At 45.2% G+C, this 25,859-nt stretch carries 22 protein-coding genes; all 22 read right to left on the bottom strand.

Going from position 1 to position 25,859, the window contains the following annotated elements:
• Window position 1: 1 nt before the first annotated feature.
• The 22 genes from PHS46_03250 to PHS46_03145 all read right to left on the bottom strand — a co-directional run bounded on the left by PHS46_03250 (window position 2) and on the right by PHS46_03145 (window position 25,852).
• Window positions 2-733, bottom strand: a complete 732-nt coding sequence (locus PHS46_03250) for a glycosyltransferase family 2 protein (protein MDD3905531.1) — start codon at window positions 731-733, stop codon at window positions 2-4.
• A complete protein-coding gene (locus PHS46_03245) occupies window positions 730-2,133 on the bottom strand; it encodes a radical SAM protein (protein MDD3905530.1) in 1,404 nt (467 codons plus the stop codon). Before PHS46_03245 ends, PHS46_03250 begins: the two co-directional genes overlap by 4 nt.
• Window positions 2,130-3,227: a glycosyltransferase family 4 protein gene (locus tag PHS46_03240; protein MDD3905529.1), complete on the bottom strand. Its 1,098-nt coding sequence runs from the start codon at window positions 3,225-3,227 to the stop codon at window positions 2,130-2,132. The genes PHS46_03245 and PHS46_03240 overlap by 4 nt, the downstream gene beginning before the upstream one ends.
• Window positions 3,224-4,438: a glycosyltransferase gene (locus PHS46_03235; GenBank protein ID MDD3905528.1), complete on the bottom strand. Its 1,215-nt coding sequence runs from the start codon at window positions 4,436-4,438 to the stop codon at window positions 3,224-3,226. Before PHS46_03235 ends, PHS46_03240 begins: the two co-directional genes overlap by 4 nt.
• A complete protein-coding gene (locus tag PHS46_03230; GenBank protein ID MDD3905527.1) occupies window positions 4,438-5,919 on the bottom strand; it encodes a radical SAM protein in 1,482 nt (493 codons plus the stop codon). Before PHS46_03230 ends, PHS46_03235 begins: the two co-directional genes overlap by 1 nt.
• The gene (locus tag PHS46_03225) at window positions 5,916-6,656 is read right to left on the bottom strand and encodes a class I SAM-dependent methyltransferase (GenBank protein ID MDD3905526.1); all 741 of its coding nucleotides are present in this window, start codon (window positions 6,654-6,656) and stop codon (window positions 5,916-5,918) included. The genes PHS46_03230 and PHS46_03225 overlap by 4 nt, the downstream gene beginning before the upstream one ends.
• Window positions 6,644-7,603: a glycosyltransferase gene (locus tag PHS46_03220; protein MDD3905525.1), complete on the bottom strand. Its 960-nt coding sequence runs from the start codon at window positions 7,601-7,603 to the stop codon at window positions 6,644-6,646. Before PHS46_03220 ends, PHS46_03225 begins: the two co-directional genes overlap by 13 nt.
• 7 nt (window positions 7,604-7,610) lie before the next feature.
• On the bottom strand, window positions 7,611-8,969 hold the full coding sequence (locus tag PHS46_03215; GenBank protein ID MDD3905524.1) for a radical SAM protein: 1,359 nt from the start codon (window positions 8,967-8,969) through the stop codon (window positions 7,611-7,613).
• Window positions 8,966-10,447 (bottom strand): hypothetical protein, encoded by a 1,482-nt coding sequence (locus tag PHS46_03210; protein ID MDD3905523.1) that lies wholly within the window; start codon window positions 10,445-10,447, stop codon window positions 8,966-8,968. Before PHS46_03210 ends, PHS46_03215 begins: the two co-directional genes overlap by 4 nt.
• Before the next feature lie 8 nt (window positions 10,448-10,455).
• On the bottom strand, window positions 10,456-11,535 hold the full coding sequence (locus PHS46_03205) for a radical SAM protein (GenBank protein MDD3905522.1): 1,080 nt from the start codon (window positions 11,533-11,535) through the stop codon (window positions 10,456-10,458).
• 9 nt (window positions 11,536-11,544) lie between these two features.
• On the bottom strand, window positions 11,545-12,483 hold the full coding sequence (locus tag PHS46_03200) for a class I SAM-dependent methyltransferase (protein ID MDD3905521.1): 939 nt from the start codon (window positions 12,481-12,483) through the stop codon (window positions 11,545-11,547).
• Window positions 12,455-13,315, bottom strand: coding sequence for a hypothetical protein (locus PHS46_03195; protein ID MDD3905520.1), 861 nt, complete (start codon window positions 13,313-13,315; stop codon window positions 12,455-12,457). Before PHS46_03195 ends, PHS46_03200 begins: the two co-directional genes overlap by 29 nt.
• A complete protein-coding gene (locus PHS46_03190; GenBank protein ID MDD3905519.1) occupies window positions 13,316-14,770 on the bottom strand; it encodes a radical SAM protein in 1,455 nt (484 codons plus the stop codon).
• Complete coding sequence (locus tag PHS46_03185) at window positions 14,767-16,125, bottom strand: glycosyltransferase family 4 protein (protein MDD3905518.1); 1,359 nt, start codon at window positions 16,123-16,125, stop codon at window positions 14,767-14,769. The genes PHS46_03190 and PHS46_03185 overlap by 4 nt, the downstream gene beginning before the upstream one ends.
• Entirely contained in the window at window positions 16,118-17,428 is a 1,311-nt protein-coding gene (locus tag PHS46_03180) for a glycosyltransferase (GenBank protein ID MDD3905517.1), read from the bottom strand. Before PHS46_03180 ends, PHS46_03185 begins: the two co-directional genes overlap by 8 nt.
• A 12-nt stretch (window positions 17,429-17,440) precedes the next feature.
• On the bottom strand, window positions 17,441-18,076 hold the full coding sequence (locus PHS46_03175) for a class I SAM-dependent methyltransferase (protein ID MDD3905516.1): 636 nt from the start codon (window positions 18,074-18,076) through the stop codon (window positions 17,441-17,443).
• Window positions 18,077-18,091: 15 nt separating this feature from the next.
• On the bottom strand, window positions 18,092-19,969 hold the full coding sequence (gene asnB / locus PHS46_03170) for an asparagine synthase (glutamine-hydrolyzing) (protein MDD3905515.1): 1,878 nt from the start codon (window positions 19,967-19,969) through the stop codon (window positions 18,092-18,094).
• 6 nt (window positions 19,970-19,975) lie between these two features.
• Window positions 19,976-21,082 carry a DegT/DnrJ/EryC1/StrS family aminotransferase gene (locus PHS46_03165; protein ID MDD3905514.1) on the bottom strand — a complete coding sequence of 369 codons (1,107 nt, stop codon included), beginning with the start codon at window positions 21,080-21,082 and terminating at the stop codon, window positions 19,976-19,978.
• A 496-nt stretch (window positions 21,083-21,578) separates the two neighbouring features.
• Window positions 21,579-22,196 carry a hypothetical protein gene (locus PHS46_03160; protein ID MDD3905513.1) on the bottom strand — a complete coding sequence of 206 codons (618 nt, stop codon included), beginning with the start codon at window positions 22,194-22,196 and terminating at the stop codon, window positions 21,579-21,581.
• A 493-nt stretch (window positions 22,197-22,689) separates the two neighbouring features.
• Entirely contained in the window at window positions 22,690-23,622 is a 933-nt protein-coding gene (locus tag PHS46_03155; protein ID MDD3905512.1) for an SDR family oxidoreductase, read from the bottom strand.
• Complete coding sequence (locus PHS46_03150) at window positions 23,619-24,548, bottom strand: SDR family oxidoreductase (protein ID MDD3905511.1); 930 nt, start codon at window positions 24,546-24,548, stop codon at window positions 23,619-23,621. The genes PHS46_03155 and PHS46_03150 overlap by 4 nt, the downstream gene beginning before the upstream one ends.
• Entirely contained in the window at window positions 24,548-25,852 is a 1,305-nt protein-coding gene (locus PHS46_03145) for a nucleotide sugar dehydrogenase (GenBank protein MDD3905510.1), read from the bottom strand. The genes PHS46_03150 and PHS46_03145 overlap by 1 nt, the downstream gene beginning before the upstream one ends.
• Between the last annotated feature and the right edge of the window lie 7 nt (window positions 25,853-25,859).

Raw genomic sequence — 25,859 nt, 5'->3', positions numbered from 1 at the left:
GTCAGGGTCTCCTAAGTTCATCCTTCAGCAGTATTCGCTCCAACCAAACATACAAAACCGTAAATAAATATTTTCTGCCCATCTCTTTCATGCGCAATTTGGAGACACCTGACTTACGGCCATACCAGCTAATCGGCATCTGTGCCACTTTAAACTTTCGGTTTACAGCTTTTAAGGGTATCTCGACGGTAATGTTAAAATATGGCGCCAAAAACGGTCGGCACGCTTCTATCACTCCCCTCCGATATATCTTAAAGGCATTGGTAATATCGTTTTGTTTTACAAAAAAAAGTGTACGGATAAAATTATTCGCGAGGCGATTTATGAAAAGTTTAAGCGGTGGATAGTCTTTGACTATGCTTCCTTTTATAAACCGGGATCCGAACACGCAATCGTACCCCTCTTCGATCTTGCGGAAATATCTGACTATGTCCTTTGGGTCGTCCGACATATCCCCCATTACTATCACGACCGCGCCCCCGGTAGCCGCGTCGAGCCCGTCCCGTACCGCCCTGCCGAACCCGCCGGGCGGCGTCCTGTCGATAATCTTTATCCCTTTAAACTTTGCCTGGAGTTTCCTCGCTACCTCAGGCGTAGAGTCGGTACTGTTGTCATTTACCAGTACCAGCTCATACTCTATCGCGCTCTTCACCAGCTCTTCGACCACTTCAGTTACCGCCTGCTGGATGCAATCTTCCTCATTATGCGCCGGCATTACTACAGAAAGCTTCATACGTCACCTCTTAATATTTTCACCATATTAAACGATGCCTTGGCCAGGAATTTTACTCTTTCAAAACTTTTAAGTTTATTTATTTGGCTCAATATCTTTTTGGGCCTGAAATAGAATGCCTTGTACGCCGCCTTCTGCGCTTTGATCATATCGTCCTCTGTCAGTCCCGGCAGTCTGTGGACTGGCCCGGTATGTATGCCATACCTGTCAAAATCCATGCTCAATAAACAGCCGTCTTCTTTAAGTTTGTCATAAACCTCTGTGCCGGGAAACGGCTTTAATATATGGAACTTAGCTATATCAGGGTCGAGTTTCACGGAAAAATCTATCGTCTCTTTTATCGTCTGCTTATCATCCCCGGGCAGGCCCAGCATGAAAAATCCCCATGTCTCAAATCCAAATCTCCTGGCCATAGCCACAGCTTTAATAGAAGTTTCGAGTTTTATGCCCTTCTTTACTCCGTCAAGAACCCTCTGACTCCCGGATTCGATGCCAAAAGCGATTGAATAAACCCCCATCTCCTTCAAATATCCCGCCATCTCTTCCGTAAAAAAATCGACCCGGACGCCGTTAACAAGACATATCTTGAAAGAGAGGCCGCGTTTTCTCATCAAATCCTTTAACTCTACTATGAATTTTTTATTGGTAATAAAATTGTCGTCCCATACATGTATTTCCTGAGTGCCGAAATTATCTTTAAGATAGGCGAGCTCGGCCACTACGTTTTCAGCGCTCCTGTATCTTATACGCGTCCCAAAAGTCTTTTTTGTACAGCAAAATGTGCATCGGCCCGGGCAACCCCTCGATGTCAATATAGGCGCTATCCTTTTCATGAGAGAATTGGGATAAGAATAAAGGTTTTTGTTCAGTTTATGCATTATGGGAAAAGGCAGGCTGTCCAGGTCTTCTATCAGGGGTCGCGGCGGATTATGTAAAATACCTTCCGGGCCCCTGAACGATAGCCCCAATATTCCACCCAGCGCCGCATCCTTTCCCAGAGCCTCGGCTAATTCTAATATTGCATTTTCACCCTCACCTCTTATCGCAAAATCGACATCATTACATTCGAATACATGATCAGGAAAAAGCGTCGGATGAACGCCGCCCAGCACTACGCGGGCATTCGCGCCGGATTTCACGAACGCGGCCAATTTGAAGGCACTCTTCACCGTCGGTGAAGTCGCGGTTATGCCTACAAGGCCATATCCTGTACGATCGAGTATTTCTTTAAGGCCCGCTTCGGTAAGACCCTGGGCATCCATATCCACAAGAGTAACTTCGTGCCCGCCCTTCTCCAGTGAGGCGCCCAGATACCCGAGCCCCATAGGAAAGAACGTCGGCACATCGGTAAACTTGCCGTATGCGGCTCTCTGCGACGGGTTTATCAGTAATATTTTCACCCGGACACCTCTTTTGAGTCCGATTTCGCGATACCAGATACAAGCGCCACAAACTTCGGGGCATTGCTCTTTACCGAATACAACCTCTCCACGGTCTGCCTGCCCCTGTCTCCCATTTTACGGCGAAGCTCCTTATCCTCTATAAGAATGGTGAGTTTCTTTATCCATTCTCTGGTGTTGGAAGCGAGAAAACCATTATCGCCGTCTTTTATGATCTCCGCGTTGACGCCGGCATTTGCCGCGACAACCGGCACGCCGCATGACATATAGAGAAGCGCTTTAAATCCACATTTCCCCCGGGTCCATTCATTGTTGGGCATTGGCATAACGCCTATATCGAAACTTTGCAAATCGGTTATCTCGTCTTCCATGGCCCATCTTTTATTTATAACATTCGGAAGCTTTGAATTGAAAGGCGACGCTCCTACCACCTTAAGGAACATTTTAGGATACCGGCCCGATAGCTCTTCGAGCGCCTCTTTAATAACGCGAAGAAAACGCTTTGTCGTATCACTGCCAATCCATCCTATAACGACCTTATCGTCCGAACCCGGCATCACGGGATGAGTATAACGCGCGGTGTCGACGGAACTCGGGATTATATGCACGTTAGCGCTATAATGTTCCGCATATTTTTTTAGATAGCCATTACCCGCGATAACCAGATTCGCCATTTTTATTATACGCTCTGTCTTACGCGGATTCTTCAGCCGTTCGATATAGACATTATGCTCGCTTGTGTTCGGCAGGTATATAGCGTCGTCGAAATCATATACTATCGGCTTGCCCATCATGTGCAGTATGCTTTCGATAATAGCTCCGCCCAAAGGATAGGCCTCTCTGTGTATAAATATCACGTCATATTTTATTGCTCTGGCGATATCCAGAATCCTGTTAAAAGTACACAGGGAAAACCAGAATATTTTTTTCATATAATGTTTCGGAAGATATAATACCTCGTAAAATTTTTTGTTCACAAATGGTCTGACTCTGGTCACTATCCCGGCGGAATTCAGGTAAGGAATAAACTGTTCAACCCTTATGCGATTGGAGGCTCCTTCGGAAGGATATGGAACTAAAAATAGTATCTTCATCTCAAGCTCCTGTATATTTCCAGATATTTTTCCACGCCGCCGGCGAGCGAAAACTCCTTAACGCCCGCATCTCTGCACCGTTGCCGTAAAAACTTGCCTTCAGCGTGCATTTTAAGTAATTCCAGAGCCGCCGACCTGTAATCATCCTCACAAAATCTATCGACGATCACTCCTATCCTGCCGCCGCGAACCAGTTCTTCCGTGTCTCCTATCCCCGAATTTATCACTACCGGTACCCCGCACGCCAGATACTCACCGAATTTCGTAGGAGAAGCCGCGGTCTTAGCAAAACCCGGTATCCTGAATATGATCCCGGCATCCGCCTCGGCAATATACCCGGGCATCTCTTCGTACCGGCCACTGCGGACAGTGTAATCCTCACGTTTCAAACGGCCGCCGACGGTATCCTCGACCATCCGGACAGGCGATTGCGTAACTATGGAAAAATGCGCGTTATTTTTATGCCTTTTTAATTCGCTAAAAAAATCCACCATCTCATTAAGCATATTCCATGTCCCGAGAGAACCGCTGTACACGAGTGTAAAACTGCCGCGATCGCCTGAGGCGTCCGGCCGGGCAGGCACAAACTTATCTACGTCAACACAGCATGGTATAACTCTCACCTTATCGTTTTTCTTCGACTTAAAAAAATTCTCCCCGAGGAAATCTTTCATCTTCCTCGACAGGACTACCACATGATCCGCGCGATTCAGGAATACCCTGTCGAGAGCATTTATAGACCTGCATAAAAACTTTGTCATCGCCCTGTTTTTCGGCCATAGCCCACCCTCCACATAATCGTATGCCATCACGCCGCGCCTGTCATAGATAAACCTTATCCCGGGTATAAGCAGAGCCGGCAATGCCATAGTGGCCGGCATTTCTGCCCTCACATGTATGATCCCTATCCTATTTTTCAAAACTACGAAGAAACAGAATATACCACCCAGGATAATATCAAAAAATGTTGCCAATACTTTCGGCCTCGCATGGTATTTAAGACGTAGCCACACTATCCCGTTTCTGGCCATACCCTCAGCCATTCTGGAAAGATATGCCTCGTCGCGCAGATTTTCTTTCTTTTCAAAAGAAACGAGATAAAATTTAAAACCATCTTTAGCCAGACGGCGTATATAATTCAATACCTGGGACTGCGCTATCGGCTCCAGCGCACCGTCGTAAGTTATGTAAAGCGCTCTTTGCTCGCTCACTATCGCCCCGCCCTGATCTTTTTATTTATACCGTTCAGCTTCGATATACTGCGCAGTGTCTTGACCAGCACTCCGCCAAATTGGGTCATCCCTACTTTGAGAAGCCGCAACGGATGCGCGGCGTTATCGAGTATAAAGTTCCATAAGTTTATTGGTAATATGGTCTTGAGCCGCGCCTCGTAATACATCTTTTCGAAAACACCTTCGGGCATGTCGGCATAATTTGTACCGGGTGATTCCTGGTCGCCGACATCTTCCCATCTGGGTAGAGGAGTGCCGTTCGTCTTCAGTTTTTCATAACTTGGCGTGCCGGGAAGCGGCATAAAGAGGTTGAAGCCTATCATATTGGCACGTATCTTCTTTATGAATGACGTAGTCTGTCTAAAATCTTCGATACGCTCTCCCGGATAACCCACGATGATATTCGCCTGGAAACGCAGGTGCGAACGCCTTGTGAGGGCCGCCGCCTTAACGCTATCTTCTATGCTCAGCTTTTTGTTCATCAGGTCAAGCACCCTTTGCGAACCGGATTCAAATCCATACTCGACGCCTACGCAACCAGATTCCTTCATAAGTTCGAGCAGTTCTTTCGTTATAATATTCGCCTTTGCCTGCGCGATCCATTTTATCTTTTTATTTATACCTTTTTCTATAAAAAGGCTCAGGATGTCCTCGGCGCGTTTCTTCGAACTTAGGAACATGTCTTCGGCAAAGTAGAGCGCTTCGACGTCATATTTCGTAATAAGCTCCTCTATCTCTTTTATAACTCTCGCCGGAGAATGGAATCTTACCTTGCCGCTAAATACAAGCGGACCGGCGCAAAAATTGCATCTGTAGGGACATCCGCGTGCCGTAAAGATCGACGTCGTGCGTAAGCTTAAGTTTCTGCTCGTAAAACGGCTCGGCCGGGTATATAGCTTCATATCTAAAAGATGGCGGGCTGGGAGCGGAAGCTCGTCTATGTCGGCGATAGGCATCCTATCGATATTAGAAACTGCGGAAGAGGCGGATCTGTAAGAGATACCCGATACGTCCGTCAAGGACTTCCCGTCGGCCAATTCCAATAGCGTAAACTCTCCTTCTCCTCTTACCGCTACATCGCATGAAGGCGCCTCTTTCATAGTCAAAATCGGCTCGCCTGATACATGCGGCCCGCCCACGACTATCATAGGTTTTTTAAAAGAGCTTTTTATCAGGTTCGACAGGTAAGCGACATCCGGCATATTGGGCGTTGTTACGCTTATGCCTAATATGCCCGGAGAAAATTGCCTGATCCTATCGAGTATAAAAGCGTCCCCCTTTTCGAAATCGAGATTATTTTTGCGCAATATCACATCCCTGTCCAATATCTCAACCTCATGGCCGCCCCTCTCTAATACGGAAGCTATATACGCAAGCCCCAACGGCGGCCAAAACTGTTTGTTCTCATCGACCTTGGCCCGCCGCCTGGAAAGAAGCGGATATATGAGCATGATTTTCATTTGAGAGATTTTTTTGCAACCGCTATTAAGTGCCTCGATATGATCCCTGGTCTTTCAGTTCCTCTCTCCAGAAGATAAAGAAAGCTCAGCATCTTAAACCATATAGACCTGAGAAAAAACCACACTAAAAACTTCGGACGAAATTTTAAAGATGGGACTTCGCCGGATATCTGCGTTTCTTCAAATCCGCAAATTTTTAGCACCTGCCGCAGGGATCGTTCAGTAAATCCTATCTCGTGCGTAAAATCTATATATCTTTGAAAGCCTCCCGACAATAACGCCATATTAGGCGTTCCGATAATAATCTTGCCGCCTGGCACAATAGATTTTTTTATAGCATCCAGGTATAAATATACTTTGTCCTTGGGAAAATGCTCGATGACTTGATTCATAACCACGACATCCCAGCCATAATTTTTGTCTAAGTAGTCTGGCAAATCATCGATCTTATCCGCCTCTATGCCGAGCTTTTTCGTCAGATCTATCTGGGCCTGTCCAAGATCCACCCCCTTGATCCTATTATAGCCGTGTTCCCGTAACATATAAAGGAGCTGGCCGCATCCGCACCCTACGTCAAGTATCTTTATGTTTTTATCGGGTGGTATGAATTTTAAAAACATCGCTTCACAGCCTTCCAAACTCCTTTTATTAGGAACTGTATGGTCAAGTTCTTTCGGCAGATCGTTCTTAAAAAGATAGTCCTTAAACAGCTTTTCCCTCATAGTCATTTGTGCCATCCGAGCCTCCATTTTTTACCGACATAACATACGATACCATAAAACATAGCAATATCTATCCAGAACATCAATGCGGTAAGTAAGGCGAATCTTCTTAAGTCAAGAAAGTATGGCAAAAGTCTGCCCGGCGATTTCTTAACAAGGATCAAGGCTGATCTGGCCAGAGCGCAGAAGACGAGAATAAAAAACCACGCCGGAGAGAAGGCAAAACCAAGCATAAAGAAAACCAATCCGGCCAGGTACATAAGTGTGACGGATCTGTGCCAATCATTGAATCTTCCCGCTATCAGATCGTGCATCGAATATAACGATACTTTTTTAAACACCTGTAAAAAATCTCCCGGCAGGTTCCAATGCACTATCGCTTTTGGATTCACCGTTGTTTTAAAATGCTTTTGCTTTATCCTGTCCATGAATATCTTGTCCTCCGCCGAGCGCAGATCCGGGAAACCGCCTACGGAGCGCCATACATCTTTTTTTATCATCGACGATGCGACAAAATATGTTCTCGTCCATCTACCGCCCAAGGATACCGGAGCCGATAGGGCAAGTAACGCGAAACATTCTTTAAAAAGAGAGTCTGTAACAGGCTCATACGAACCATAAGCCACTTTAAGATCAGGGTCAGCGCTGAACATTTGGGCAAGTTCCTCAAGCCAGTTCTTATCCAGGGTTATCCCCGCATCCGTCATGGCGATAAGCTCATTACCCGATGCCTCGATGGCGAGATTTCTGCCCTTACCCGGGAACGCGTCGTCCGTACGTACCATCTTTATAGGAAACCCCTTTTTTATATAATCTTCTATTGCCCTAACGGTATTATCGGTTGAACCACCGTCTGTTATAACTATTTCTTCGGGCACAAGTGTCTGGGCCATAATAGAAACCAGGAGAGGCCCTACAGCCTTTTCTTCGTTCTTAACTGGTATTATGAGAGATATGTTCATAGCGTTCCTATGACATGAAACATTTATTACAAATATCTATTTTGCCGCGTAAAAGCCCTTTCCTGAACTGCCTGTACTCCGGTGAATTCCATACTTTCGCGATATTCTTATCCTTTATATTCAGTCCGCGCAGTAAAGAAGCGTTGGAATCTATACAACATGCGGCTATGTCACCGGTGGAAGCTACGCAGATAGCCCTGTATACCCATCCGCACGAATTATTCTTGCTTCTTATAATCTTCTTTTTTGTATCCCTGTCGAGGACAAGCTCCTTTTTGGACGGCGCCATAGAATACGCTTCCTCATCGGATAGTTCAGTAAACTCGTGAAAGAACTCTTTAAATACGATCCTGTCCGCGCCCATCTCCGATCTCATAGCCTTAAAACGCTCCATCCTGTCTTCGGAGTATTTTGTAAGAATCATCTGCACCACTATCTCGGGTTTCATGACACCGGCTTCTTTTTTTGCCGCCGACAGATTCTTTATGAACTCAAAAACAAGCTTAAAGTTCCCGCCCCGCCTGAAGCTTTCATAAGAAGCGCTGTCGGTGCCATCCAGCGAAATGCTTACCAGATCAATACCGCTGGCGATAAGGCGGGACGCTATAGCTCCGGAATCCGCTATATTACCGTTAGTATGCATCTCTATCCGCGTATACGGATAGACGGTCTCCCGAAATTTCCGGAGATAATCGAATATATTTTTATTCAGTAATGGTTCACCATAAAAAAATGGGTATATTATATCGAGATACCGGAAATTTTTTCTGCTGTCCTCCATAACCCTCTTGATAACCTCTTCGCCTATCATGACCGGTGGCCTCTTAAGCTGACCCAGTCCGGTCGGGCACCCTATGCACTTGAGGTTGCAGGCGCTTGTTGTTTCGACAAAAAGTTCTGACGGCGACCCCATACTTACGCTCATCCGCAAACGTTTAGAAACACCTATAAGTGCCTTGTTGAAAAAATACGGCATCTTACGGATGAATATCCCTAAAAACCCCGCTCTGCCGATACGGCGCAACTTGCCCTCTTTGTCCGGCTCTACGATATAGATATCTTTGAAGCCAATAAAAAATAATAAAATCGCATCGTGAATGTTAAAACCATGGTCTACGACCGCCGCGCTGAACTTCATACTATTAATAACGCGCGCCTCGTTAAAAAACGCTGTAATATTTTTTGACTTGAAACTATTGAGGTCTATGACCTCCATCCCAAAATCATATTTTTCGCACTTCTCTTCTGTGGAAAATGTCAGAAGCGACAGTTCGGCGCCGGGAAAACACTTCCTGGCTATCTTAGATGACGTATATGCCCAGAAATAATTCGAAAAAACGGCTATCTTTATTTTTTTATCACTCATGCCGCGCGCTCCTTTACAAACGATAGAACAAATGACCGGAAACCATCCATCTCTTTTTTTGTCGCCGATAAAAACAACCACGCCGGGATAATAAAAGATTTTACCAGGAACGTCATGATATTAGCGCCCGGCAAATACCATAATATCATCAAAAGGATGACGCTCTTTATAAGAAGCCCCTTATTCTCTATTGCCAGTGAAAATCCGGTGTCCAATTTATAATATATGGTGTATATCACGGCAAATACTACGTTCGCCGCGGCTACGGCCATATTCAGGCTCTTTATATCAAGTCCGCACAGCTTCGCAAATATGAAATAAAAACATACAATGGCCAGGTTATACCCGAGCATCGAAATCCATATAAGCGCCTTCACCTTTTTTCTCGCCATGAGTGAAGTGCTGAACATACAGCACAAGACGAAGAATATATCTCCTGTTACCTGTATGGCAAGAAGCCCCGACGCGCTCAAAAAATCACGCGAGAAGACAAGGAGCACTATATACTTACTGAAGATTATGACCGGCGCGGCGATAGCCGTAGAAGCAAAGAGCGTAAACCGTATGTATTGATTCACTTCATGATTGATGCCGGTGTTATCTTTGATAGCGCACATCTCCGGATAGAAATGACCCCATAACGCGTTCATCACAAAGGGCAGATAGTATGAGCTGAGCGCGTAGGCAACCTGATAATATCCGTTCGCCGAAATGCCGAATTCTTTTATAAATATACTGCGTAGGAAAAGTATGGTAAATGTGGTCAGCATGCCCGGCAAAAAAGTTATCAGGCCGTATTGGAAAAGTTCTATCGATATACGCCTGGCCTTATCGTTACCGAGAATGCGAAGATCGACCTTTTGCTTTACAAAAGTAGCTTTACGTATGAAATAATTCGCAAGTATAAATCCCAGTACGGATACGATTATAACCTGCAATATCGCACCATTCGTCTTAAAGAACCATACCAGGATAAAAAGTATCACAAGGCCGGCTAATGCGTGATAGATCATAAGCTTCGCGTATTCCGGTATCTTCTTGAAACTATAGAATATCGAATCGGCGATACCGCTCATATATACGGCAAAAGGCGTAGCCAAAGTGATACCGATAAAAAATCCCAGATATCTCATATCCGAAAATAGGAACTTGGTTACCCTGCCCGAAAACGGCAATATGGAAATTATAAATACAGCTGATAACACAAACTGTAGGGTAGCGGCTATATTAATCGTCTTTGAAACATCCTCATCTTTTTTTTGTGAAAGCGATTCCGAGAGATTCTTCGTCAGGCCCATACTCATATTCATCGAGCATAGCTGTATGGTAAATATCGAATACATCATAGCCTGGCCAAGACGCCCCACCCCGGCCGGCCCTATCTGCCATGCCAGAAATTTTGCGCGGATAAGGCCCACGGCCATCTTTACGAGGGTCGCCGCGCCTAGAACCGATGTAATTTTAAGTATCCTCTTCATTCACGCCTTTATTTCCACGGATATACTCCGAAATTATCGGGGCACCATAAACATGGCGCAGGGAGAGCCGCCCTGTCATCGGACAAAAACCGTCTTCTGGCTTCCTTAAAAAAATCGTTATTCCACACATCCTTATCTTTATAATTTCCCTGGTTTTCCATGTTCAGGAGCATCATCGAACAACTCGAAACGTTGCCGTCACCATCAAATCGTATCTGAGAAAAATGTGAGCGACATGCGCACTCCCCGGCGTTCTTATCCAGAAGCGATGGGAATGTTACCTTTCTTCGGGCGCTATAAGGCATCTTGCCTGCCATATCGTTTATTTGCCGTATCACCTCACTGGAATTTTCCAATACTCTTTCGGCGGCATTCAATCCGTCGTAAGGAGCCGCGAGAAAATTACATAAAAATACATGATCCGCCCCAAGATCAAGGGAGGCCTTTATCATCTGGGGGATGAACTTATAATTATATTTGTCGATTATATGCGACAGCTTGACTCTGATCCGCGAACCTGTCCGGTTTCTCTCTTCGATCAATTTTTTTACGGAATTATATATATTTTTATAGATATCTTCCCGCATCCCGGTCATCCTTTTAAATTCTTCCGGGTTATGCCCGTTCAGGCTTATGGTGATGCCTTCCAGGCGTGAAGCAAGTATCTTGCCGATATTATCACTGATCGTCGTGCCGTTAGAAAACGTCTTCACGACCATAGACCTGCCGGCGGCATAATCTATCATCCTGAAAAGATCTTTGTTTAAAAGAGGCTCACCCGATCCTATTATCTGTAGCGTAAGCGCGTTCTTAAAACGGTCAACTATGTCCGTAAATAACGCGAGGTCGATATCCTTTGTGTTTTTCTGTATATGTTTATAATCTTTGGGCACGATGCGAGAATGGGTCGGGCACATATCGCAACCCAAAGTACAGCGTCCTGTAGCCACTATCGATATAGTCAACGGATCGTATCCCAACACCTCGTTTCCAGATGAAAAAAGATATTTAAGATAATTCAACTTCTGGCCGGCGGTATAGTCCGACAGCATAGTGTTTACAGCTTCTTTAATAGCGGCGATATCCATGTTTTCTTCTCAGGGTTTTATTGCAACAACGCCAAAAGAGTATCCAGCATTTTTTATCACAGGAAAAGCGCCGACCTTTAAACTAAGACGGCCTGCTTTTCCGGCGGCCATCTTACCAAGCGATGAATTCAATATACCAAAAACTCCGGCAGGAAAGATTTCGGTAGAAAAGGTGCTTTTTATTATAAAACCGTTCTTTTTAAAAAGACTCTTCCAGGCCCACGGAGTATGGCGAAAAAGCTCTTCAATGAAACTTCCGTAACAACCATCCGGCTTTAGCGCTATATAGCGCAATATACCGCCTGCGCTTACCCTCCGGGCGCCTGACGCGATTTGGCTGGAACCATATTGCGTCGCTCTTTTTCTACGAAAAAGTCCCATCAATCTACGCGAGGCCTCGGCGATTATATATTCGAGTTTCATCACAGGCACAAAAAGACGCTCTGTAAAATTCGGCATTATCATTATAGCCCTGCCGCCGGGTTTCAAAACCCTGCGGATCTCACTCAGTGCCTTGTCTTTATCCTTCACATACTGGATCGCGTATGCGGAAAAAACCAGATCGAAGGAACCATCTGAAAAAGGCAGGCTTTCGGCGGATCCTCCGACAACGTCGATCTTATTAATTCCAAGCCGCGCAAAAAGCTCCCTCGCAATATTTATCCCGAGGGAATGACTGGATTCCGCCTTGCCCGGAAGGTCGAACGCAACTACTTTGTCCGCAACCGCGGAAAGCATGGCTGAGGTAAAGCCATTGCCGCACCCTATTTCAAGAGCACACCGCGCATTACCTATATCGCAAAAGTTGGAGACTATCCCGAATTCCATGGCCTTGGCATCAAAATAGTTCGGCCACGGCTGAAGATCACCGGCCGATTTATTGGCCTTAGCGCCTATGCTTTTTATTTTTTCTCTCATTTCAGCGGAGAAAGCGGTCACGCATTTCATTTAGATTCATCCATTCTATTGTCTTTTTACACCCTTCCAGTTCGCGCACATTCAACCATATATTCCGGTAATACTTCGCAATATCCCAATCGTGCAAGGGAAAAATAAAAGATAACTGCCGGTCAACGTCTTCTTTAAGATACGGCGACAAATGCCCCCGCATAATGGGCGGCGGCATCACGGGACCGAAAACGCTCTGTATCTCTACGATGTTTTTTGATGGCGGCAGTATAAATGGCTGGCCGTATTTCGGGATAATCGCATCTTCAAGATATTTACCGCCGGCCGTATCGATTTTCCCTCTTCTTATCGATACGTCTATCAAAAACCCGCAGCTTTCAAGTTTTGCGACTATATCCGCCGTCAAAAACCACCAGCCGGCTATATACACCGCAGGATAAATACCGGAGACTTTAAACCACGCCATCTCTTCATCGATTTGCGCCCTGATGGCCTCCTTGTCGTAATTCATGTGCGAGATCTGCGTAAGAGTACTACCGCCGGTTAAATAAAAGTGCCCATGGTACCCGATCTCGGCAAATTCCGATATAGCGGTAACTCTCGAGCGGAACTCTCCGTCCGAAACACCCGCCTTTTCCATCGAAGATCTTATGAGCGGGCAGGCGGGTGTCATGATACAAACAGCAATCTTCTTGCCGGTATACGCGTTGAATTTCTTCGCGAACTTCCTGACCGAATTATATGTGTCGTCGTCGTGAATCATCTCTGTGTGAATACAAAAATTAAACCCCGCAGGAAAGCTTCTTGCGGGAAACTCAACTTTTTTAAGATACCACCCTATCTTCGAGATCTTATCCGGAAATATTGACATTTAAAATGGGCTCTTCGGGTTGTAGTACCTGTTAAAATTATAAAGCACCCATATTTCCCACGGAAAAGCAAAGTGCCTGCTCCGAAGTCTGGCTTTGCTTAGCCTGTAAAACAACTCTTTTGCGCAACTCCGCACCGGGCTTGACGATTTGGAATGCGTAAGAAGCTTTCCGTATTTGTCAATCCTGTTAAATATCTCCTTGGTGTTTTTATTGGCCCACGGAAGCCACGTGAGATCCATGTCTGTCCCATAGACATTAAATTTGCCGTAACCGGTGATGTTTTCCGGCGCCTTGTAACCGCTCTTTATCGCGATATCGTACAAGTGCGATCCAGGATACGGAAGAAATGTCTGATACTCCACAACCGTACTCGGCACCATCTCGGCCAATTTAATGCCAAGGTCGATCGTTTCACATATCTCTTCCCACGTTTCGGTAGGGAATCCTATTATACCCGCGGCCGTTACCGCTATGTCCGGGAAATCCGCCAGGAGCTCAAACTGTTTCAATATGGTATCTTTGGTAAGATCTTTATTTATGAACTTCAAAACCCTGTCATTGCCGGATTCCCATCCTACAAATATGCGCCTGGTTCCGAGTGCTCTCAGTTTTTTTAATATGTCCGTATTCAATGCCTCCAGCCTTATCATGCAATTGGTATTCGCGATATCCATCTCCTGCATCTTCTCGAGGATACGAAAGGCGCGGGGCATATCCACGAAAAAATTGTCATCGTGCAGTTGTATCGCCCGGACACCGTGTTTTTTATTCAGATAACCCAGTTTTTCGATAACATATTCGTAAGAATGTTTCCGCCATCTTCTCTTGTTGAATTTTTGATTGTAACAGAAGGCGCACCTGTGCGGGCACCCCCTGGAAGTTATAAAATCTATCTGTCTGCGTCCATCCGGTAGGACGGATATGCACTTCTCGGCGTCAATAAGCGTCCAGTCCGGCTCATAGAGGTCAAGGTTCGATATAAAATCCCGCGCGGGATTAATAATATTACTTCCCGCCGATTTATGCCCTATTCCTTTTACGCCGTTAAGGGCCGAGCCCCGGAGAAAAGAGTCGGCGAGATCCACTATTAGCTCCTCCCCCTCCCCTATGGATACGATGTCGATATCTTCATCTTTTAAGCAATCTTCGGGAAGCATGCTCGGATGAACGCCTCCCCACACTATCTTGATGCTTTTATCGATAGCCTTGATAGCTTTGGTTATTTCATAACTCTTCTCCGTCTGCAATCCCGTCAACGTCGATATTCCGACAAAGAGCGGCTTAATAGCGGCTATCTCGCGGGCGGCGGATGGGATGCCTTCGGGAAATACATTGAAAAGGCGGACATCGTATCCGGCCTTTTTCAAAGCATCTCCGAGATACAAAACTCCGAGAGGATGCAAAACCCTGTCGCTTTCCATTATCACCAGCGCTATTACGGCTTTACCTTTCATAAAAACTCCCCTTGTTCCTGCGAATTATTTTTCACAAGAAACCGGTTAAGAACAGAGATCTCCATATCCTTTATTGCCTTATCATTGAAATATTTAAGCCCGAAAGCCCTGGCTGAGGCGCCCAGTTCTGATGCCAATTGCCTATCCTTCAATAATTTTACCGTCAATCGTGCCAGCTCCCCGCTATCTTTGAATTGCGCCACAAGCCCTCTCTCGTTATATCCTAAAAATTCACATGCCCAGTCATGATCATACGAAACTACAGGTTTTTCCGATAAAGCGGCCTCGACTATAGTAATACCCGCATGGGTAAATAATATAACGTCCGATGAGAAATAAAGGTCTGCCAGCCTATCGTGCGATACCTTCCCGAGGAATATCAAAGAATCGGATATACCGAATTCCTCGGCCTGCGCTTCCATCCGGCTCTTCAGCTTTCCATCTCCTGCCACCACAAGCACAACATCCCGCGCCGCTTTTCTCACATTGTTAAGGCACACCACAAGATCTTCGACGAACTTAACCTTCTCTATCCGCCCCGCGTAAAACAACATCGACTTACCCGACAGCCCCAACTCCTCTTTCAGGTTTCTGCGCGACGCCAGTTCCTTAAAGTGGGCGCCCTGCACCGGCGTACGCAATGAAAATGCCGTCGCTTCATTCGCGCCGTGGGATATGGCATAAAACCTGTAATTTATGTAGCTTGAGGTTGTGAATAGGTTGTTCTTAAACACAAGCTTTTCAACTTTATCCTCAACCGCCCTTAATAAAAACGGCGGGAATACCAGCCTTTGCAATGCTCGTGTCGATACATCATAATTATGGACGACATGTATCGTATAAGGAATGCCCGTGCACAACGACGCGACAAAAGCCGTCAGGCCAAGCATAAACGGATCCTGCGCTCTTATCAGCGATATCTCCTCGGCTTTGATCAATTTAATGCACCTGCAAAAAAGACCGAGGGCGCTTATCGCCAGATTCGTTTTCGCGAAACCTATAAGTTCCAGAATATTTTCCGGGCGCTGGGGAATATTTATAACTCTGTGCGAAGGATTATATTGTTTATCGATCCGCCTCGGATTTGAACTGGAGAACAGAACAGTAACCACTCTTTTAAAATATCCGTCGAGATCCGATTTAAAAAGAATGTTCGAGGCTTTATCCCGCTCAATATCATCTATGCTGAAATGGACCAACTGTAAGACATTGCCGGCAACCGCCTTCTTTGTCTTACGAAAATTATTTGCTACACATAAAACCGCTATACATAAAAATGTACCAATATATAGCGCGAGAAAAACAGCGATATCAATTGGGGACATAATTACGCTTAACATATTACGTTTAGCCATGTTTTATCACCGAGTTTAAGATACCGGCCAGCTCGCCGGTTCGCGCGTACCTTGTCTGTTTTAACACTTCGTTTTCATCGCCGGCATACCTTACGGAGGAGTTTTTAATATACTCGTCATAAAGTTTCAGAATAGCGTTTTTCAAAGCTTCTTCCCCGTCGGCAACTATGCCGCCGGAGACTTTTTTGATAAGGCCGGACACGATACCTCCGTCTTTGGCTATGGCCAGGATAGGCCGCCTTGCTCCTATGTAGTCATATATCTTGGCCGAATACCATCCATCCCCGCCCGCGCCCTGCCACTGAACGAACAGCAACGCATCAGCCGCGCGCTGTATCTTCAGCGCTTCCTCGCGGCCGGTCCTGCCATATTCATGTACTATTGAACTAATTCCATACCTGACTGCGAGCGTTTTTATATCCGGCTTATCATATCCGAAAACATAAAACCGGACATCGATCTTATCACTGCTTATCAGGCCTTCGCCGACCAGATCCCTCAGAGCTTTAAAAAAAGCTTCTAACGGCTGATAGGTTTTGTGCAGTTTACCGGTGTATGCGATGACTAATTTATCGTTCTTCTTGTAGCTTTTGCCTGAAAATTCGTCTTCGTCAAATCCGTTCTCTATCACCTTTACCCTGTCACAGCCGGAAGAATTAGCGCGAAGCGTTTCAGCCCAAGGTTCAGATACCGTTATCACCGCATCCGCATCTTTTAGCACACGCTTTTCCATAAACCTTAAAACAGATTTTTTAAACGGATGCCTTTGCCGATAATGGTCATCAGCCCAAAGATCCCTAAGATCGGCAACCCATGGTATGTGGCATTTCTTTTTTAACGTTCGCGCTATCAAGTTAGCCGTTTCGGGAGGCGATGTACTGAATATGACATCTACGCCTTCTTTTTCGATAATATTCATACCGGACTGAACCGCAAATTTATACCATCCTATTCTTTCGTCGGGTATAGAGATAAGCTCGCGAACGGCTTCCGCCAAATGATTTCGTCTTTGAAGCTCGCCTGCGCATTTTACATCGGCGGATCGGTTCGCCGAAGCCGGGCGTTTAAAAAATATGGCACTCTTTATTTTTTCGATAACATCCACGTAATCCGTCTTGATAGTCCTTATTTTGCCCGCTTCGTCCGCATAGTCAGAACGGGCATCTCCGCGATCTATAGTAAGGACTACGGGTTCCCAGTTATAATCGGAAAGATACTTTGCAAACTTTAATGCCCTGCCCACCCCTACGTCTTCCATGGGAGGCCACAGATACGATATCATCAGAACCTTATTCTTCTTCAAGTCTCCTCCGCCCTAAAACCGCTCTGCGATAACACAAATATTGGTGGCACAATCAACTTCCAGGAAATATGCCAGGATCCTCTTTATGAAAAATCTGAAGCGGCCGTAATTACGCCATACCAACCGATAAACTTTAAGATTACCGTATCCCTGGTTTTTCAATATGGCGCATAGATCCGTGTATGGATACGGCCTTATATGTGTAACGTCCGTCTTCCAGAAATGATTTATATGATGAATATTCGGGGTGGTGATTATAAGCGTCCCTTTTTCGTTCAAAATATCTTTAAAAGATTTGATCAGTTTTAAAAATGATTCCAACGGAAGGTGCTCAATAACCTCAAAACACAGGATAAGGTCGAATTTTTCTTTCACCTGGGATATATCCCGGTAATCGTATGAGATACCGTCCGCTATATCCAGAGTTTTGTAATTTCCTTTAAATCCATTGTCACAGGCGAATTTTTTAAATCTCAAATCTCCGGCGCCGAAATCAAGAACACTGCCTGCGGAAAGGACATGTTTAAGCCACAACTTATGCGCCTCGGAAGGTTTTCGGCAGGCCGATAATGGGTATGTCTCGATAATTCCTTTTTGTACGGCACCCCGATCTATGCCACAGCTCTTCATCTTCCAGTAATTTTCCATTCTAACCAGGCCCTTTCACGCGAAAAAAGTATTCAGCCATATCTCTAAATTTACCCAGCTCCATATAGTAAAAGAGCGATCCGCTTTACCGCTCATATGTTCATCTATAACTTTCCTCATCCCGTTTTTATCGAATATCTTCCATTTTTCGATAACTGAGGAATCCGGCATCGACATTACCCGGTCTTTTAGCTTGCCCTTGAACCATATGCCGACAGGCGTAACGAAGCCCATCTTATCGCGTCTGGTTCTGATCTTTTCCGGCAGTGAGCCTGACAGTGATTCGCGCAGAAGATATTTGGTAACCCCACCCGAAATTTTAACATCGTACGAGAGGGAGAAAACGAATTCCGCAAGCTTATGGTCCAGGAAAGGCGGACGTGACTCGACAGAATGAGCCATGCTGTTTCGATCGTCTATATGCAATAAAGACGGTAGCGGCGATACGATAGTCGAATCATAAAGCTCCTGATTTAAAAATGAACCGTACCGGACACCCCCTGTCCTATCCTTAGTTTTATCAAAGCCGGTTTCGAAAAAATCTTTGCGCAGAAATGCCGGCCGTTTCGATGCGCATACGCTCCGTGCGATTCTTTTTAATCCGTCGGGGACGACGCTTGAAGAGAATATCTTTATCATGGCGGCAATAATACTTCGTTTTGTGTAACCTGTGATCGGATCCAGTCCGGACAGGCCTTTTAAAAATGGGCCTGCGCCTGCATTCGTCAGAAGATCCAGAAAATAATAGGGGTAGAATTTATTATAGCCGCCCAGAAGCTCGTCGCCTCCCTGGCCGGTGATCAGGACTTTTATGCCTTTTTCTTTGGCTTTCTTCATAACCTCCCAATGGGAGAATATACTTGGACTGCTGTAAGGCTCATCCTGATGCCAGACTATCTTTTCAAGTTCATCTGCGAAAGAAAACGCTTGAGGATATACAAAATTCGGAATAAACTTTTCATCTTTAAGTATCTCATTAATAAATGCCCGCTCATCACACCCTTCTTCGTCAAAGCACGCCGAAAAACTTTCGATGCGGCACTTCGTCGAAGCGGACATGATAACCGCGATGGAAGATGAGTCTATCCCGCCGCTTAAGGCAATGCCCACAGGGACGTCGCTTCGCAGGCTTAATCTCGTCGACTCCTCCAGAAGACTTAAAAATTTCTCTTTTATTTTACCGAAATCGGCAGGCTCGCTATATTTATGCGGCGAAAGCCGCCAATAAGAACACTCCGAGGCTCCGCTACGAGAAACAGATAGATAACACCCGGGCTTAAGCTGTCGGATATTCGAAAAGAATGTTTCATCGCTCGTATCAGTGTAACCATAACCTCTCACAAGATAACGGTGTACGGTTTCAAGATTAGGGCTTTTTTCTATAGTCCCATGTTCAAGAATAGCCTTTATCTCGGAGGCAAATACAAATTTATCTTTATCCAGGTAGTAGTAAAAAGGTTTTATCCCGAAACGGTCCCTGCAACAGAACAACTCTCTCTTATCGCTATCCCATAAGGCGAAAGCCCACATCCCGCGGAATTTATCAAGCGCCGAGGCGCCCCACTCTTCGTAAGCATGCAACACAACCTCCGCATCGGAATGCGACTTGAATTTGTGTCCCAGGTTTTTCAAGTCATGCACCAACTCGGGATAATTATATATCTCGCCGTTGTAAACAAGCCACATCGTACCGTTTTCGTTCGATATGGGCTGGCGGGCCGCCGACGACAGGTCGATAATAGAAAGCCGCTTATGCCCGAGACCTATGTCTCTATCCGTAAAATACCCTTCATCGTCCGGGCCACGATGCGAAAGAGCGGCATTCATGCGCCGTAACGCCGGAGCTTCGATATTCATACCGTTTATATTGAATATACCGGTTATCCCGCACATAGAATATCAGGCTTTAAAATACTCCTTTAATTTGCTTACCACATATTTCATTTCATCGTCACTCATCTCCGGATATAGAGGTATCGAAAATACCTGCTTCGACGCCTTCTCGGCTTCTTTAAAATCGCCCTGTTTGTACCCCAGGTATCCATAACATTTCTGAAGATGCAGTGGTATCGGATAATATGCCCTGGACTCAATCCCGGAATCCGTCAAAAACCGCACTATCGGCTCTGCGTCCTGCCGCGCTCTGAGTGTAAAAAGATGATATGTATGGACATTGTGTGATGGAACTTCCGGCATCTCAAGAGGAAGGCCCTTCAGGTTTGTCGTGTAATAATCCGCTTTATTCCGACGGAGTTCCAGCCATTTATCGAGATACTTCAGCTTTATTCTGAGAACCGCCGCCTGTATATTATCCAGGCGGGAATTCATCCCTATGGCAGAGTGCTCATATCTTACCGAGCTTCCGTGAACTCTGAGCATTTTTACGCTGTCAGCTAAATTCCGATCATTTGTAATTATCATACCGCCGTCTCCGAAGCCACCCAGATTTTTGCTCGGGAAAAAACTTAAAGCGCCGATATCACCCATAGACCCGGCGGAACGCCCCTTATATTTCGCACCTATTGCCTGCGCGGTATCTTCGATCACCTTAAGAGCATGCTTCTTCGCTATATTCATTACAGGATCCATATCAGCGCACTGGCCGTATATATGAACGGGTATTATGGCTTTTGTCGCTTTGGTAATACTCTTTTCGATAAGATATGGGTCGATATTATATGTTTTTGGTTCTATGTCGACAAAAACAGGCTTTGCTCCTACGATCGATACTGCTTCGGCGGTAGCAAAAAAAGTAAACGGCGACGTTATTACTTCATCGCCTGCTTTTATGCCCAATGCCTTAAGAGCCAGTATAAGAGCATCGGTGCCGGATGCCAAACCTACGGCAAACCCTGTACCGCAATATTTGGCGATCTCTTCTTCCAACATCGACACCTCTTTGCCTAATATAAAATCCTGTTCGCGGACAACTTTATCTATAGCCGCGCCTATTTCCGCTTTGATCGGTTCGTATTGCCGCTTCAAGTTCAATATCGGTACTTTCACTTAATCCTCCTTAAATTGTGAATAGCGAGTATTTTAGCACCCAGCCTATATGATGTCAATAAAAAATGGCCCGTGCTTAGGCCATATTTCATTGATATAACAATCTATTTTTCAATGTGTTACAAATCTTATTCTATTCCGAAATATACCATGGTTTGCTTTATTTTAAACGATTTAAACAACTATTGTGAGGCATATTATCTTGATTGGTATAATTTATTCCCCTTCCAGTCATATATTACAATATTACTACCCTTGAGTATTGGGCGGAGTTCGTTATTAAAGTATATTTTCATGACTGTGCTATTCTCGTCCACTTCATCGTAGGATATGACCTCATTCATTTTATTCAAAGACACAATATAATAAATTTCCGTTTTAGGCACACTGGGCACGTAAACCTTTTCTACCGCTAATTTATTACGCATACGGGCATATACCGTACCCGATTTGAACCCTACCCACAATAAGACGATATAAATCACCAAGAACAACGCTATTCTTTTTTGCTTCGTTTCCATATAATCCCTCCATATAAAAGCCACAAAATAAAAGTAACGACAAAGACTCTAACAAAATCTCTAGACAAAGTTATCGAGTACATAAAATGCGCCGGTAAAAATAAGGCAAATAATAGAAAGAGATTTGCGGTCAGATCGCCGAATTTTCGTTTCGCGATCATAAAGATAAAATATACGCTCATTATGCTGAGAAATATATTAAAAAACCTGACTAAGATGGTCAGGTGCCCGAATATAAAATATATCACGCCGATAATATATATGTATATGATTGCTTCGGCCTTAGGGGCTATAAAATGCCCTTTCTGGTACTTTAGCGTATCGAAGAAAATGAATTGGGTATGCGCGTCCTTTCCTTTAAAATAGCTTTCCATGTCGGCTATAGTATGGCTATCCAATAAAAAGGCTATGTATTCTCCGGTGGTAGAATAATATTTACTGTCGGGTAATAATACATCCCTGTCCGTCACGGATACAAAAACGTCATATGCCGAAGCAAAAATAACTCTAAGAAGAAGAGCTATTATTATGACTTTTCGGTAATCAAGCGCGTAAAGCCAGCCAGTCCTATTAATAGATATATCAGATCGCATGCCATCCTGTGCCGTATGAGAGCTTCCACGACGTTATCTCTCATGCCTATATAAATCAAGAAACCAAAAAAGAATATTACCATAAGCGGTAATTTCCGGAAATAAACAATACATCCGTATATAAAGAACGGGAATAGCAGGTAAGTTAAAATAGTCTGCGGCGACAAAACACATAAGAATAAAGGTTGAAATATAGCATTGAACAGGCTATTAATTATAATACCGGATAGCATCCCCGGGGTTACGCCGTGCTTAAAAAATTCAAGGGAGCAATTTTCCGGCAATACGTAATAGTGTGTGGCGGTTGGGTATGTTTCATAGACATGCATAGACCGTTTCATGCAACAATCAACGGATGACGCAAATGAATTATAAGCAGTTTGGGGAAGATGGCGCCAGGCGAACAATATAATTCCAATACCCGCGATAAGTACTATCAAAAAAACAATTCGCGATCTTTTATCCGTAGCGCGCATAAATACCTTTATTTTTCCTACAGCGTAAAATAATCTATGGTGCGCGACAGGCCTTCCTCGAGACCAACCCTGGGCTTCCAACCAAGTATTCTTTTGGCTTTTTCAATAACAGGACGCCTTACTTTCGGATCGTCGACGGGAAGGGGTTTATAAACGATCCTGCTTTTCGACCCGGTAAGTGCTATTATTATCTTAGCGAGTTTTAATAGGGTGATTTCATTGGGGTTTCCGATATTGACCGGCTCATGTTCACGAGACATTAGAAGCCTGTAAATGCCGTCCACAAGATCCGACACATAACAGAAACTCCTCGTCTGATAACCATTACCATAAACGGTTATCGGCCTGTCTTTAAGGGCCTGACTTATGAAATTAGGGATTGCCCTGCCATCCTCTTCCCTCATCCGTTCGCCGTAAGTATTGAATATGCGAACGATCTTCGTATCGAGACCGTGATATCGATGGTAGGCCATCGTTATCGCTTCCGAAAATCTTTTCGCCTCGTCGTAAACACCGCGCGGGCCGACAGGGTTGACGTTGCCCCAATAGCTCTCCGGCTGAGGATTTACGAGGGGATCGCCGTACACTTCGCTCGTCGAGGCAAGAAGGAATATGCTCTTCTTTGCCTTGGCCAGACCTAAAACATTATGCGTCCCGAGAGAGCCGACTTTAAGCGTCGGTATCGGGTATTTGAGATAATCTATCGGGCTTGCGGGGGATGCGAAATGCAGTATATAATCGAGGCGGCCTTTCACATCTATATATTCCGAAACATTATGTTTTATAAATTGGAACTCTCTGTTTTTTGCGAGAGGCTTTATATTGCTCATCTTACCGGTGATAAGATTGTCCATGCATATCACGCGGTAGCCCTTCGCCAGGAATAATTCACAAAGATGCGAACCTAAAAACCCTGCGCCGCCGGTTATGAGTATCCTTTTCTTCGTCATTTCTTAAACCATTCTACCGTGAGTTTCAGGCCTTCGTCGAAACCGGTTATTTTTTTAATCTTTAAAAGCCGCTTCATCTTAGTTATATCCGCGCGCGTCTTTTTGACGTCCCCCCGTCTTTTCGGCGCGTATTCGCTTCTTATGTCAGTCTTCAATATACCGTTCAGCGCAGAGACGATGTCGTTCACCGACGTCGTAGTCCCGCAGGCCACGTTGAATACCTCCCCGGAGATGCCCGGCACGACGCACGCGTTTAAATTCGCGGCGACGACATTCGCCACATAGGTAAAATCGCGCGACTGGTTCCCATTCCATTCTACGATAGGCCGCTCGCCTTTGAGCATCTTGAATATGAACATCGGTATGACAGCCGAGTATTTCGATTCCGGATTCTGTCTCGGCCCGAAAACGTTGAAATATCTTAAACTCACCGTCTCCAGCCCGAACGTCTTGGCGAAGGTAACGCAGTAATTTTCCGCGGCAAGCTTCGAAACACCGTAAGGCGAGATCGGCGAGGCGTAGTCGGACTCTCTTTGTGGAAAGGTTTTGGCATCACCGTAGACCGAGCTTGATGAAGCGTAAACCACTCTCTTGATACCGGCCTTCTTACACTCCATCAAAAGATTCAGCGTACCAAATACGTTTATATCGTTTGTCGTAAACGGGTCATCGACCGATTTTGGGACGGAACGCAAGGCCGCCTGATGGATAACATAATCGATCCCTTTCAAGGCGCGTTTAAGCGCGGCGGCATCACGGATATCGCCTTTTACAATTTCAATCACGCCCGAAAACGGCGCGAGATTCTCCCGTTTGCCCGTAATAAAACTGTCGAAAACCCTGACCTTTTGTTTTCGTCTTACAAGTTCTTCGACGATATTCGAGCCTATAAAACCTGCGCCGCCCGTAACAAGATATTTTGCCACTATAACCTCACTATGTTGGACCTGTTCTTGATATCCTTCAGGATATTTCTGGTGTCGACTACCAGCTTGGAATTATCGACGATAAATTGATAATCCACGTTCGAGTGGTCTGTCACTATGATTACACAATCTACGTCGGAAAACGAGTTCTTCGCGAACTTCCGGCATTTAAGATTTATATCGCCGATCTTAAGATACGGCAGGTACGGATCATAATACGATACGAGCGCGCCCTTCTGAATAAGCATTTCTATTATTTCCAAGGCGGGAGATTCGCGCAGATCTTTTACGTCTTTCTTGTAGGCCGCGCCCACCACCAGCACTTTTGAACACATTAAAGGTTTCTTATGAAGATTCAATCCTTCCGCCGCTTTATACACCACATAACGCGGCATCTCCGAATTGACCTGCGAGGCCAGATCGATAAATCGCGCCTCGAAACCGTGCATTCTCGCCTTCCATGATAAATATATCGGATCTATCGGGATGCAGTGCCCTCCGACTCCGGGGCCCGGATAAAAAGGCATAAATCCGTACGGTTTCGTCTTCGCCGCGTCTATAACCTCCCAGGCATTAATGCCAAGCTTGTCGCACATGAGCATTATCTCGTTAACAAGGCCTATATTCACTATCCGGAAAGTATTCTCCAGGAGCTTCACCATCTCGGCAACTTTTGCCGAAGAGACCGGGACGACTATATCAATGGCCTGTTCGTAAAGAAGTTTTGCTATTTCGGTAGATTTTTTCGATATACCACCGATGATTTTTGGCGTATTCTTAGTGTCGTATTTAGGATTGCCGGGATCGACTCTCTCCGGCGAGAACGCGAGATAAAAATCCCTGCCTTCTTTCATACCGCCCTCTTCCAGCACCGGTAACATAACCTCTTCGGTCGTGCCGGGGTATGTTGTCGATTCAAGCACAATAATCTGGCCACGTTTCATGTATTTTTTTATGTTCTTGACCGCGGAAACTATGTAGGAAACGTCGGGCTCTTTTGTTTTATACAGAGGCGTGGGTACGCAGATTATCAGCGCATCCAACTTTTTAATATGGCTAAAATCGTTCGTAACCGCGAACTTTCTTTTTGTTATGGCATCTCTTATATCCGAAGACGGCACATCAAGTATATGCGAAACCCCTTTGCCGAGTTTTAAAACCCTGGCTTCATCTACATCCATGCCATACACTTCAAAACCCTTTTTGACGAATGTCAGGGCGAGCGGCAGTCCCACATAACCCAGCCCGATGATCCCGATCTTCGCTTCTTTCTTCAGTATCTTAGCCTTAAGTTTTGCCAGCATAATTATC

The organism is Candidatus Omnitrophota bacterium, from assembly GCA_028699255.1.
Taxonomy (GTDB): domain Bacteria; phylum Omnitrophota; class Gorgyraeia; order 2-01-FULL-45-10; family 2-01-FULL-45-10; genus FEN-1322.
Note: the sequence above shows the minus strand (reverse complement) of the source record. Positions and strands in the feature narration are given on the sequence as shown.